Annotated in this window: 11 protein-coding genes; 7 read left to right on the top strand and 4 right to left on the bottom strand. The window is 34.3% G+C overall.

All coding sequences use genetic code 11. The features are described from left to right. Positions 1-76: 76 nt before the first annotated feature. Entirely contained in the window at positions 77-973 is an 897-nt protein-coding gene (gene meaB, locus AC07XU_RS04180) for a methylmalonyl Co-A mutase-associated GTPase MeaB (protein ID WP_494942364.1), read from the top strand. On the opposite strand, the gene AC07XU_RS04175 is transcribed toward meaB, so the two are convergent. Further along, complete coding sequence (locus tag AC07XU_RS04175) at positions 960-2,249, bottom strand: aminopeptidase P family protein (protein ID WP_494942363.1); 1,290 nt, start codon at positions 2,247-2,249, stop codon at positions 960-962. The two genes, meaB and AC07XU_RS04175, sit on opposite strands and share 14 nt — an antisense overlap. Before the next feature lie 172 nt (positions 2,250-2,421). Here AC07XU_RS04175 and AC07XU_RS04170 point away from each other — a divergent pair, with 172 nt between their 5' ends. The 5 genes from AC07XU_RS04170 to recG all read left to right on the top strand — a co-directional run bounded on the left by AC07XU_RS04170 (position 2,422) and on the right by recG (position 7,387). Further along, the gene (locus tag AC07XU_RS04170; RefSeq protein WP_494942362.1) at positions 2,422-3,771 is read left to right on the top strand and encodes an OmpA family protein; all 1,350 of its coding nucleotides are present in this window, start codon (positions 2,422-2,424) and stop codon (positions 3,769-3,771) included. A gap of 70 nt (positions 3,772-3,841) precedes the next feature. Then, entirely contained in the window at positions 3,842-3,985 is a 144-nt protein-coding gene (locus AC07XU_RS04165; protein WP_494942361.1) for a DUF6728 family protein, read from the top strand. Then, the gene (locus AC07XU_RS04160; RefSeq protein ID WP_494942360.1) at positions 3,985-4,365 is read left to right on the top strand and encodes a RidA family protein; all 381 of its coding nucleotides are present in this window, start codon (positions 3,985-3,987) and stop codon (positions 4,363-4,365) included. The genes AC07XU_RS04165 and AC07XU_RS04160 overlap by 1 nt, the downstream gene beginning before the upstream one ends. A gap of 6 nt (positions 4,366-4,371) precedes the next feature. Beyond that, the gene (locus AC07XU_RS04155) at positions 4,372-5,274 is read left to right on the top strand and encodes an EamA family transporter (protein ID WP_494942359.1); all 903 of its coding nucleotides are present in this window, start codon (positions 4,372-4,374) and stop codon (positions 5,272-5,274) included. 7 nt (positions 5,275-5,281) lie between these two features. Then, positions 5,282-7,387 (top strand): ATP-dependent DNA helicase RecG, encoded by a 2,106-nt coding sequence (gene recG, locus AC07XU_RS04150; RefSeq protein ID WP_494942358.1) that lies wholly within the window; start codon positions 5,282-5,284, stop codon positions 7,385-7,387. 97 nt (positions 7,388-7,484) lie between these two features. Here recG and AC07XU_RS04145 read toward each other — a convergent pair whose 3' ends face one another. The 3 genes from AC07XU_RS04145 to AC07XU_RS04135 form a co-directional block, all read right to left on the bottom strand. Further along, entirely contained in the window at positions 7,485-8,720 is a 1,236-nt protein-coding gene (locus AC07XU_RS04145) for a serine hydrolase domain-containing protein (protein WP_494942357.1), read from the bottom strand. 113 nt (positions 8,721-8,833) lie between these two features. Beyond that, positions 8,834-9,580 (bottom strand): LytR/AlgR family response regulator transcription factor, encoded by a 747-nt coding sequence (locus AC07XU_RS04140; protein ID WP_494942356.1) that lies wholly within the window; start codon positions 9,578-9,580, stop codon positions 8,834-8,836. A gap of 5 nt (positions 9,581-9,585) precedes the next feature. Continuing rightward, positions 9,586-11,202, bottom strand: coding sequence for a sensor histidine kinase (locus AC07XU_RS04135; protein ID WP_494942355.1), 1,617 nt, complete (start codon positions 11,200-11,202; stop codon positions 9,586-9,588). Between the two features lie 321 nt (positions 11,203-11,523). Between AC07XU_RS04135 and fumC the strand changes: the two genes are divergently transcribed. Beyond that, a complete protein-coding gene (gene fumC / locus AC07XU_RS04130) occupies positions 11,524-12,921 on the top strand; it encodes a class II fumarate hydratase (RefSeq protein ID WP_494942354.1) in 1,398 nt (465 codons plus the stop codon). Positions 12,922-12,926 lie beyond the last annotated feature (5 nt).

Raw genomic sequence — 12,926 nt, 5'->3', positions numbered from 1 at the left:
TTAGTCAAATATTACAACGCCATTTAAATCAAAATCACATTGTTAGTTAAAGATAAAATTATGTTTATTTGTGGTGATGAATGACTACCAGAAACTTATTAATGGCATAAAAGAAGGTGATTTTCGCATTTTAGCAAGGGTTTTAACTCTTGTAGAAAATGAAATTGAACCTGCTTTAAGTTTGTTACAGGATTTGGAAATCAAAAATATTTCTGTTTTGGGAATAACTGGTCCTCCCGGAGCTGGTAAAAGTACGTTGGTTAATCAAATTACCAATCATTATACCGCAAATAATAAAAAGGTAGCCATTTTGGCAGTTGATCCAACCTCTCCGTTTAACTTTGGTTCTTTATTGGGAGATAGAATTAGGATGTCTCAGCAATTTAATAATCCAAATGTTTATATCAGATCTGTGGCTACCCGTGGGGCGTTAGGAGGTGTTTCAGTAAAAACATTAGAAATGATCGATGTTTTAAAAGCCTCAAATTTCGATTTGATTATTGTAGAAACAGTTGGTGTTGGTCAATCTGAAGTTGAGATAGCGGGTTTGGCAGACAAAACTTTGGTTGTTTTAGTTCCCGAATCGGGTGATGAGATTCAGAATATCAAATCGGGTTTGATGGAAATTGCACAAGCTTTTGTAGTAAATAAAGCAGATAGAGATGGTGCCGATACTTTTGCAAATAATCTAAAAAAAATGGTTCATCAGCAAAGTGAAGTTATACCTGTGTTTAAAACAGTTGCTGAAAAAAATGAGGGAATACCTTTGTTATGCAAATGGATTGCTCAAGCGCCTGATAGTTTAAACCAAAGAAAGAATTTTTTAATGGCGGAGAAAGCTATAAGATTAATACAGTTTCATCAAATGAAAAGTATAGATCAAAAAAAGCTTCGTCAGGCTGTTGACGAAGCTATAAAGAGTTCAAAATTTAATATTTACAAATTTGTAGACAATTGGCTTAAGCATTCATAAGCTCTTCAATTTCATCTGCAATAATTGGAATTTCGGACATTAAATCAATACTTCCATTTTTAGTAATTAAAATATCATTCTCTAATCTAACACCAAAACCTTCTTCTGGAATGTAAATACCTGGCTCACAAGTTAAAATATTCCCTTCTGCAAAAGGTGTATATCTTCCTGCAAAATCATGTACATCTATACCTAAGTGATGAGATGTGCCATGCATAAAATATTTTTTATAAGCAGGGAAGTTGGGATTTTGATTTTTTACATCATTGCTTGTAATTAACTTGAGCTTAATTAATTCTTCAGTCATAATTTCTCCAACTTGTTCATGATACGTATTCCAAATCGCCCCTGCCACCATTAATTTTTTAGCCTCGTTTAGCACATTTAATACAGCATTGTAAACATCTTTTTGTCGATTGCTAAACTTACCATTCGCAGGAATAGTTCTAGTTAAATCTGCATTATAGTTTGCGTACTCTGCTCCAAAGTCCATCAAAATTAGATCACCATCATTGCAAATTTGATTATTATCATTGTAATGCAAAATGTTAGCGTTGTTTCCTGAAGCTATAATTGGGGTGTATCCATGTCCAGTTGCTCTTTGCTTTATAAACTCATGAATAATTTCTGCTTCAATCTCATATTCTGAAATGCCAGGTTTAACGAATTTTAAGACTCTAATAAATGCATCTTTTGTAATATTACAAGCCTTTTGGGTAAGTTCTACCTCAATTTCTGATTTAATCGCCCTCAAATTCCGCAATATTGGAGCAGACCTTTCATACTGATGTAGCGGGTATTTTTCCTGTAATTGATTGACAAATCTTAAATCTCTATAACTAACTGTATGAGCATACCGGTCATTTTCGTTTAAGTTAAGATATATATGATCAGCATAATTGATTATACTATGAAAAATATTGTCAAAATCTTCAAGCCAGTATACAGTTTGTATGCCTGATGTGTGTCTTGCTTGCTCTTTTGTATATTTATGCCCCTCCCAAACTTTAATGAATTCATTTGTCTGTCTTAAAAATAGGACTTCTCTGTATAGTGGATTAGGACACTCTGGATAAAGTAAAAGAACGGATTGTTCTTGATCTATGCCAGATAGATAGAATAAATCTGCATTTTGCTTGAAAAGAAAGTTTTGGTCTCCACTACGAGGGAACTCATCATTAGAATTAAATATAGCTATTGCATTAGTTTTAAGCTCCTTAATAAAATTTAATCGGTTCTGTATAAAAAGTAAATTGTTTATTTGCTTGTATTTCATATTTTTAGCTATCTTTAGTTAAAGTCAATTAATCAAATATAATAATTTGTGCGTTTAAACTAAAGTTTGGAACGGAGTTTGTGTATGTGTTTTGAGATTATAAAAATTTGTTTAATTTTGTCTTACAAAAAATTATACAATTAATATTTGTTTAACCTTAAAAAAGAAAATTATGAATTATTCTACTTTAAAAAAGGGTGTTGTTGCATCTCTTGTAGCAGTAATGGGAGTTACCTCTCTTGCTAGCGCTCAAGATGCTCCTGCAACCACTTCTTCTGCGAAAGTATTCGGCGGAAGAGCTCAGTACAGAACATGGTCATTAGGTGTTAATGGTGGTGTTTTATCTCCAGTTATCGCTATCGGTGGTACTAATGATTTCTCTAACTATGATGTTAATTTAGGTTACGGAATTTCATTACGTAAACAATTAAGCCCTGATTTCGGTTTGGAAGGTAACATTACACGTGGTAAAATTTCTGGAACTAACAAAGATTATCCTGGTGGTGTTGCTAATGGTGTTAGAGAATTTGAAACTGACATTCAATATGCTGCTGATTTAAGAGGTGTTGTTAATGTTGGAACTATCGATTTCTTACGTCGTGAGAACTCTGTTAACTTCTTCGTTAGCGCTGGTTATGGTTTAATGGCCTTTAATCCTAAAGTTGTTACTGCTGCTGGAACTACTATTGATAACAAAGGTAGATTTGGTGACAATGGTGATAATGATTATATCAAACAAGCTTACATCCCTGTAGGTGCTGGTATTAAATTCAAAGTATCTGACCGTGTTGCTTTTAACTTAGCTTATACAATGAACTTTGTTGATGGTGATAACTTAGATGGTGTTTATGCTAACGCAACTACTAAAGATAAATTCTCTTACGGTTCTGCTGGTTTAGAATTCTCTTTAGGTTCGAAAGCTAAACCAAACTTGGATTGGGTTAACCCAGTAGCTATGATGTATGATGAATTAAAAGATCCTACATTACGTCAAGAAGTTGAAGCATTGAAAAACCGTGTATCTAACGTAGAAAAATCTGTTGAAGATTTGAAAAAAGATACTGATGGTGACGGTGTTGCTGATCAATTCGACAAATGTGCTGGTACTCCTGCTGGTACTAAAGTTGATGGTTCTGGTTGTCCACTTCCTGTTCCAGCTCCTGTAACTGCTCCAACTGAAACTGCATCTAATGTAACTGGTTTCGAAACTATCCAATTTGAATTTAACTCTTCAGTTTTAAAAACTGAATCATATCCAACTTTAGATAAATTATCTTCAGTATTGCGTGAAAACGGTGGTAAAGTAACTACAAAAGGTTACGCTTCTAGCGAAGGTACTGCTGCATACAACATGAAGTTATCTAAAGACAGAGCTAATTCTGTTAAAACTTACTTGGTGAACTCTGGCGTTAACGCTAGTCAAGTAACTGCAAGAGGTTATGGTGAAGCAAATCCAATTGCTTCTAACGATACTGAAGAAGGTCGTATCCAAAATCGTCGTGTTGAAACTTCAAGAAACTAATCTTTCTTAGTTCGATAAAAAAAGTCCTAACCATTTGGTTAGGACTTTTTTTTTATACCTACATTTGCATATGTACTTTTTTAGAAAGAAAGATCCTAATCGACCATCTAATTTTAATCTTAAAGCCATGCATTTCATTAATGCGTTAGCTATTTTATTATTTATTGGTGGTGTTGTGTACAAATTAATTCACTGGTTTATATTAAAAAGATAATGAAAACAATCATCAACACATCAAATGCTCCGGCTCCAATTGGGCCATATAGTCAAGCTGTGTCAGCTGGCGGATTTTTATTCGCTTCTGGTCAAATAGCAATCAATCCAGAAAACGGAGAGTTAAATATAGGCTCAATTGCTGAAGAAACTCATCAGGTAATGCGAAATATAAAAGCAGTTCTAATAGAGGCTGACTATGAATTTGCTCATATTGTTAAAACCACTATTTTTTTATCTGACATGAATTTATTTGCTGAAGTAAATGAAATTTATGGCTCATACTTCGAAACAGAATTTCCTGCTCGTGAAACAGTTGCGGTTAAAGGTTTACCTAAAGGTGTTAATGTAGAGATTTCTATTACAGCATTTAAAGCTTAAATTCTTTTGAGATCCAAATCGAAGTATTTATTAGCCGCATTTTTGTCGGTTGCCATTTGGGGATTTTTTTCAATTCCCCTTAGAAATTTAAAAGCATTCCCTTCAGAAGAAATTTTATACTATCGCATTTTTACTTCATTACTTGTAATATGGATAGCTATATTATTATTTAGACGCAAATATTTAAGACAGGATTTGCAATACTTCAAATCCGTTAATTTAAAACAAAGGAGAATTATTGTTTGGCAGATTGTTGGAGCATCTGTATTACTTACATTAAACTGGTATACTTTTATTTATGCAGTAAACAATGTGAGCTTAAAATCTGCTGCATTTGCTTACATGGTATGCCCTTTAATAACAGCCTTTGGCGGCTTCCTAATTCTTAAGGAAGATTTGTCTAGAATTAAGTTAATTGCTTTAAGTATTGCCTTACTTAGCATTGTTTTACTAGCTACTGGATCTTTTATAGAAGTTATATGGTCTGTTGGCATTGCAGCACTTTATGCATTTTACTTAATTATACAACGTAAAATGCAATATTTAGATAAGTTGAATGTTTTAGCTGTACAAATAGCTTTGGCCGTAGTTTTAATGATGCCTTTTTATTTATATCATCATGAGGCATTTCCAGAAGGGATATGGTTTTGGAGCCACATTATAATTATAGCTATTGCATTTACACTAATACCACTGTTTTTAAGCTTGTATTCGTTAATTGGCATTCCTTCATCAACCTTAGGAATTATCATTTACCTGAACCCAATTATAGCTTTTGCAATTGCTGTACTTTACTTTAACGAACAAATAAGCTTTAATCAATTATTAGCATACTTATTACTCTTATTTGCTGTTTTCTTATTTAATTGGTACTTGATAAAAGATATCTTTAATTTTAAAAGAAAATAATTTCGCTTTGTTTGCCACTAATTTAGAAACACCACTTGTTTACCTAAAGGGCGTTGGCCCTAAACGAGCCGAGCTCTTGCAAAAAGAGTTGGGTATTTCTACCTATGAGCAACTTTTAAATCATTATCCTTTTAGATATATTGATAGAACTCGTTTCTATAAAATAAATGAGCTCAACCCGGAGATGCCATTGGTACAGGTGGTAGGAAAAATTTTAAGTAAAGAAGTAGTTGGCGAAAAGCAAAAGAAACGAATTGTTGCGAAATTTGCTGACGAAACAGGAACCATGGACCTAGTTTGGTTTCAAAGTTTAAAGTGGGTTGAAGAAAATGTGATGAGAGGAAGTACTTACATCGCCTTTGGCAAACCAGCCTTATTTGGCAGTAGTTTTAGTATCTCACATCCTGATTTAGAAAATTATCCCAGACAAACTGGCATAACAGGTAACTTAACCCTGCAGCCTATTTACCACACTAGCGAGAAGATGAAGAAAGGATTTTTGGATAGTAAAGGTATCCAAAAGTTAATTCATCATATTATTGAGTTACATATTAACGAAGTTAGAGAAACTTTAACAAGTTACATTCTAGAAAAGTATAAACTCGTTAGCAGAAAAGACGCTTTAATTCACGTTCACTTTCCGGCAAACACTACCATGTTGCAGCATGCAGAACGGAGACTAAAATTCGAAGAGTTGTTTTTTATCCAACTTCAGCTACTGCATAATAAACAAATAAGAAGTTTAAAATTTAAGGGCGCAGTTTTTAATACTGTAGGTGAGAGAATTAATACCTTTTACAATACAATGCTGCCTTTTGCCCTAACAAATGCGCAAAAGCGGGTAATTAAAGAGATTAGATTAGACACCCAAAGGGGAAGCCAAATGAATCGCTTAATACAAGGCGATGTAGGGAGTGGTAAAACTGTAGTGGCATTAATGAGCATGCTGTTAGCTAATGACAACGGTTATCAAGCTTGTATGATGGCTCCTACCGAAATTCTTGCTCGTCAGCACTACCAATCGCTAGTAGATTTGCTTAAAGGAGAATTGGTTAATGTTGGGATCCTGACGGGAAATACAACAAAAAAACAAAGAACAATTCTGCATCAACAGTTAGAGAGCGGAGAGATTGATATTTTAGTTGGTACACATGCTTTGATAGAGGACAAAGTGAAGTTTAAAAATTTAGGCTTAGTTGTAATTGATGAGCAGCATCGTTTTGGAGTAGAGCAAAGAGCTAAACTTTGGCGTAAAAATGTAATTCCACCGCATATATTGGTGATGACGGCTACACCAATTCCACGAACGTTAGCTATGACGTTATATGGTGATTTAGATGTATCTGTTATAGATGAATTGCCTGTGGGCAGAAAACCGATTGAAACTTTGCACTTGTACGAGAGCCAGCGTTTACGAATGTTTGGTTTTATGAAACAAGAGATTGCTAAAGGTAGACAAGTTTATATTGTTTATCCCTTGATACGTGAAAGTGAAAAGTTAGATCTTTTGCACCTCGAAGCTGGGGTAGAGCAAATGCGATTAGAGTTTCCTTTCCCGAAATTTCAAATAAGCATTGTTCATGGTCAGATGCCAAACGCTGATAAACAATTTGAAATGCAGCAATTTATTGACGGCAAAAGCCAAATTATGGTGGCTACAACGGTAATTGAAGTAGGCGTAAACGTTCCAAATGCTTCTGTAATGATTATTGAAAACGCAGAGCGATTTGGACTTTCACAATTGCATCAATTACGCGGCAGAGTTGGTAGAGGTGCAGAACAATCCTATTGTATTTTAATGTCTGGTAACAAACTCGGACAAAATTCAAAGCTCCGTTTGGAAACGATGGTTAAAACAAATAACGGTTTCGAAATTTCTGAAATTGACTTACAATTGCGTGGTCCTGGTGATATTACCGGTACACAACAAAGTGGTGTTTTAGAATTGAAAATGGCTAATTTGGCTAAAGATCAGATTATTCTGCAAGAAGCAAGAAATACGGTTATAGAAATTTTTGAAAAAGACCCGATGTTAGAATTGCCAGAAAATATTCTACTTAAAAATTACTTGAATAAAAAAGCAAGAGCAATCGCTTTTGATAAGATTTCTTAAACCCCAAACCCTAAAATGGCTTTTGTCTGAAGAAATAATTATCGTTTCTTTTTTAAAGAATAGGATGATAACTTAGAGCCCCTTTATGGGTTTGGGGTTAATCCTCATCACTTCCTGGCAAACTGCCTGCGCCACTATAAGCACCTTTACGGATGATTGGCATCTTCAGATATTTATACAACTCATCTAATTGCATTAAACTTCCGTTGGTTTTGTTGCCCAAGAAAATTACTACAATATCTTTATCTAAATCGCGGATGTAAATATGGCGGAAACCATGCCACCAACCTGTATGGTACACTACTTTATCCATGCCTTTTCCATCAAACATTCTCCAGCCGTAGCCATAGTTAAAGTGACCATTAACAGGTTTATTTCTGCCAACGTAGGCAGAATCTAAACTTTTATTGGTAAGCAATCTTTCACTTTTAAGATATTTGTCAAACAACACCAAATCGTGTATAGTGCTGTAAATTCCTTTATCGCCAACAGGGCCATCTAAAAAGTTTTGTGCTACAGAGTATTTAAAATTGTTACGGTCATGACCAACCACATCAACAGGAATTTTTTCGTATTCGGCTTTAGAATAAACATGTGTGTTTTTCATCCCTGCTGGTTTGAAAACATTTTCCATCATGTACTGCGAGTAACGTTTGCCAGAAACTTTTTCAATAATGCCGCCTAAAACCATGTAGTTAGAGTTGTTGTAATGAAATCTGTTATCTGGTTTGGCATAAGGATTAGGTTTTTTATCTGCAATAACTTGCATAACTTCCTGATTTGAAATCCCCTTTTTCATATCCTTCTTTTCCTTGCGCCAAATTTCATCTATAAAGTAAACATAATTCATCATTCCACTTCTGTGGGATAAAAGGAGTTTTACCGTAATGCCATCGTATGGAAAGTTTGGAAAGAACTTTTTAACATTATCGTTTAAACTTAATTTGCCAGCTTCTACCAATTGCATAATGGCAACACCAGTAAATGTTTTAGTGATGGAGGCCAACTCAAATTCAGAATTAATTTTTAAGCTATCGCGATGTAAATAGTCAGCCCAACCTTTGGCACCCTGATATAGAATTTTACCTTTTTTAGCTACTAAAATGTTGCCATTAAAACCATATTTCCGGTGCAAATTTTCTGCAAAGTCGGCAATCCATTTATCTTCTTTTTTGGGATTGTAAACCAAGAGCAAACTATCTGATTTATCATCTTCTTTTACTCTGACTTTTTTATCGGCAGCAGCCTGTTTAACTTTTTCTTCTTTTGATGTACAAGATGAGAGTGATATAATGGTTAAAGCAAATGCAGTAAATAGTAGACGAAACTTCATGTAGATAGATATACAGGTTTAAAAAGTTGGCAAATTAAGGATTATTGCTTTTTTAAACGCAAAAGAGTTTTAAACATTGTTGATTTAGTTATCAATTCTATTACATTTCTAAACTAAATTCCTTGTAGCGCCTGTTTAACTGTTTCTTTATTAGGTTTTGAAATGGGTATTTTTTCTCCTGAAGTTAATAGCAAAATACCACCATCTTCCTTTAGCCAACTTTTAACAAATAATGGATTTACCAGATGGCTTTGATGTGTTCTTAAAAACCCATTAGGTTTTAATAAATCAGCGTATTCTTTTAATGATTTAGAGATTAACACCTTTTCATCATTTACTAAAAAGAAAAAAGTGTAAGTATTATCAGCTTCGCAGCGTACAATTTCATTTAAAGCAATATACCTTATTTCATTTTGCATGGGTAACGCAATTTTAACATTGGCGGGATCTGGTTTTTTAATTTGTTGCAATAAAAAATCGAGTCGAGATGATTGATTTTGAGTAAGCATTTTCTGTTCGGCCTTAGCTACCGCATATTTTAACTCTTCAATGTCTATTGGTTTAAGTAAATAATCTAATGCTGCAAATTTTACTGCCTGTATGCCATAATGATCATAAGCGGTTACAAAAATTACCTCGAAGTTTTGTTTAGAAAGTCTTTTTAACACATCAAAACCAGTTTGTTTACCGATCTGAATATCTAGGAAAACCAAATCTGGCAAATGTTTTTCAATGGTTTCAACCCCATCATTTACATTTTGCGCTGTACTAATGATAGCAACTTGCGGACAATGCTTTGTAAGCAATGTCTGCAAGTTTTCTAGGTTAGAAATTTCGTCGTCTATTAAAATTACCCTCATTTATATTACAGCCAATCGGTTAATATTAAACATATTGTAGTACCGTTTGAGTTTGATTGTATAGCTAAATTAAAGTGATTTTCTTTATAAACACTATTTAACAAATTAATTCGGTTTTGGCTTAAAGCTAATCCAAGTCCGTTATGCTTTATTGTTGTGTCAAAACCATTACCATTATCGCTAACAGTTATAACCAGATCATTTTCTTTTTTGTTAAATATGATGATGATTTTACCATTGTCGGGTTTTTGAGCGATACCGTGTTTTACCGCATTTTCTGCAAAAGGCTGCAACAGCATACTTGGGACCTCTATATTGTTTAAATCTAAGTTTTCTGAGTGGTTGATTTCATATTTAAATCCAAAACGCAATTGTTCCATTTGTAAATAGTCGTCCAACAAAGTTTTTTCTTGCGATAAACTAATCAGTTCCTTATCATCGAGCACATTACGTGTTAATCGAGCAAATTTGGAAAGATATTTATTGGCATTTTCTGTTTCGTTTTTGTTCATTAAATTTTGGATGCCGGACAAGGCGTTAAATAGGAAATGTGGGTTTAGTTGCGATCTAATAGAGCTGAGTTGGAGCTTTGCAATTTCCTTCTCTTTAAATTGTTGAGCAAGTTTTTTAGCTTCCTTCTTTTTGATATAGGTTATACATGCACCAGCGATAGCTCCAAAAACTGCAGATGCGATTAACACAATAAGGATTAAATCTTTTTTGCTGTAGTCTTCTTCATCTAATGTGATAGATAGCGTGTGTTTGGTAGTATATTTTTCTATTTCTTTTGGCGAAAAATCGCATTCAATGCATTTATTCCAGTCAATTGATGGCTGAATAATAATTTCGTACTCACCAGACTTTTTGAAAATATTTCTATCGACTTTTATATAAGGCAGAGCCTTATGATCTTCACTTATGACGTTACCATATTCCCATGTAGTTGATTTGAAGATTATTTTATTCGTTTTTTTATCTTTTATAGAAATATTGTAGAGATAATCAATATCAGATAGGTTTTTTACAAAAGTTAATTCATTGTCTTTTTCAGTGAGGATAAGGTTAATTTTTTCTTTTGGATCCTTAATCCAGCTGTAATCCACACCTATATCAGTTTTGAAACGCTTTGCAAAACCCTGGATTTTAGCTTTTGGAATAGGTTTCCCGTAAAAAATAGTTTTGTAAACATCCTGAGGCTTTTTGATGTCATATGATATTATGGTAATAATCTTATCTTTTATTGGAAATACACCAAATGTTGTAGAACTGAATAGTTCTTCATCGCCCCCAGCATGAGTATCTTTAAGTGTTGTTAAGTCGATTGACTTGTTTAGCGCAGTTGGTTCGTCATCAACCAAAATAGTGAACCTATAGTTTTCAATATTTATGTTTTTTCTAAAATTAATTCTAATACTCACATTGCTTACTTCGGGTAAGAAATTGAAGGTTGTATTAGGTAAATTCGGAAATACCGTGCTGCGTACGTTTTTGGCTAAACTGTCAACACAGATTTGCATTTGTGCGCCCGCACCATATATTCGATTATAATTAATTCCTTTTTGAGCTTTTGCTAAAGAAATTGATAGGATTAAGCTGAGAATGATAAAGGTTATCTTTTTCATATTGTTAAGTTTAATTTTCACCAAACTTGAGGCAATAATAGCGAAACTAAAACCATAAAACAGCATAGCGTTTGTTTGGATTAGTAGTTACCTAGTTTTGTGCAGTATTTGGAATTGCCAAGAGCTACTGGCTTTGTAAAATAAACCCAATTGTAGCGAACACGTAGGGCTAAACCTTTGGTTGCCCGAAGTAAAGCGGAAAGTGGGGCTAAAGCTTGCCAAGAACTACTTCCAATGTTTTTCTAATGTTTATGTAACGTTTCTAAATAAATTTCCTTTAAGGGGCAAAAAGGTTAAATTTGGGGAAAAAATAATAACAACATGAGTTTTAGAATAGAACACGATACCATGGGCGAGGTTCAGGTGCCCGCAGATAAATATTGGGGTGCACAAACCGAACGTTCGCGTAACAATTTTAAAATTGGTCCTGAGGCAAGTATGCCGAAAGAAATTATACATGCTTTTGGTTATTTGAAAAAAGCAGCAGCTTTGGCTAATGCCGAATTAGGTGTTTTAACATCTGATAAAGCACAATTAATTGCCAATGCTTGCGATGAAGTTATTGCTGGTAAATTAGATGGCGAGTTTCCGTTGGTAATTTGGCAAACAGGTTCGGGTACGCAAAGTAACATGAATGCGAATGAGGTTATTGCCAATAGAGCACATGTGCTAAACGGTGGTAGTTTAGCTGATGACAAAAAAGTTTTGCACCCGAATGATGATGTAAACAAATCTCAATCGAGTAATGATACCTACCCAACTGCGATGCATATTGCAGCATATAAACAAGCGGTAGAAATTACCATACCAGGATTAGAAAAATTAAGAAATACTTTGGCTAAAAAAGCTGCAGGTTGGAATGATATTGTAAAAACTGGTCGTACGCATTTTATGGATGCAACGCCATTAACCTTAGGGCAAGAGTTTTCTGGTTATGTACAGCAAATAGATAATGGTATTAGAGCAATTAAAAATGCTTTGGTAATGATTAGCGAATTGGCTTTGGGTGGTACTGCAGTTGGTACGGGTTTAAATACTCCTGCCGGATATGATGTTTTGGTGGCCAAAAAAATAGCAGAACTAACAGGTTTAGGTTTTGTAACTGCGCCGAATAAATTTGAAGCTTTAGCAGCGCATGATGCAATGGTTGAATTGTCTGGCGCTTACAAACGCGTAGCTGTTTCGTTAATGAAGGTGGCTAACGATATCAGGATGTTAAGTTCTGGGCCACGTTCTGGAATTGGAGAAATCATTATTCCAGATAATGAGCCAGGTTCATCTATTATGCCAGGAAAGGTTAACCCTACACAGCCAGAAGCGATGACGATGGTTTGTGCACAAGTAATGGGTAATGATGTAACTGTAGGTATTGGTGGCAGCAATGGCCATTTTGAACTTAATGTTTTTAAACCTGTTATTGCAGCTAATGTTTTACAAAGTGGACGTTTAATTGGTGATGCTTGTGTTTCATTTAATGACAAGTGTGCTGAAGGTATTGAACCAAATAAACCGATGATTAAACAACACATGGAAAACTCTTTGATGTTGGTTACGGCGCTTAATCCGCATGTTGGTTATGAAAATGCTGCAAAAATTGCTAAAAAAGCACACAAAGAAAATAAAACTTTACGTGAGGCTGCTGTAGAATTGGGTTTATTAACCGACGAGCAATTTACTGCTTGGGTTAAACCAGAAGATATGGTGGGAAGCCTGAAATAAGGCTA

The organism is Pedobacter sp. GW456-11-11-14-TSB4, assembly GCF_059424425.1.
The sequence above is the reverse complement of the archived record's forward strand: the minus strand, read 5'-3'. Positions and strand labels throughout refer to the sequence as shown.

Bases quoted from the DNA above. Each gene is read 5' to 3' on its own strand.
- AC07XU_RS04170 (WP_494942362.1), top strand. From the start codon at position 2,422: ATGAATTATTCTACTTTAAAAAAGGGTGTTGTTGCATCTCTTGTAGCA.
- meaB (WP_494942364.1), top strand. From the start codon at position 77: ATGAATGACTACCAGAAACTTATTAATGGCATAAAAGAAGGTGATTTT.
- AC07XU_RS04160 (WP_494942360.1), top strand. From the start codon at position 3,985: ATGAAAACAATCATCAACACATCAAATGCTCCGGCTCCAATTGGGCCA.
- AC07XU_RS04175 (WP_494942363.1), bottom strand. From the start codon at position 2,249: ATGAAATACAAGCAAATAAACAATTTACTTTTTATACAGAACCGATTA.
- AC07XU_RS04145 (WP_494942357.1), bottom strand. From the start codon at position 8,720: ATGAAGTTTCGTCTACTATTTACTGCATTTGCTTTAACCATTATATCA.
- fumC (WP_494942354.1), top strand. From the start codon at position 11,524: ATGAGTTTTAGAATAGAACACGATACCATGGGCGAGGTTCAGGTGCCC.
- AC07XU_RS04165 (WP_494942361.1), top strand. From the start codon at position 3,842: ATGTACTTTTTTAGAAAGAAAGATCCTAATCGACCATCTAATTTTAAT.
- AC07XU_RS04140 (WP_494942356.1), bottom strand. From the start codon at position 9,580: ATGAGGGTAATTTTAATAGACGACGAAATTTCTAACCTAGAAAACTTG.
- AC07XU_RS04135 (WP_494942355.1), bottom strand. From the start codon at position 11,202: ATGAAAAAGATAACCTTTATCATTCTCAGCTTAATCCTATCAATTTCT.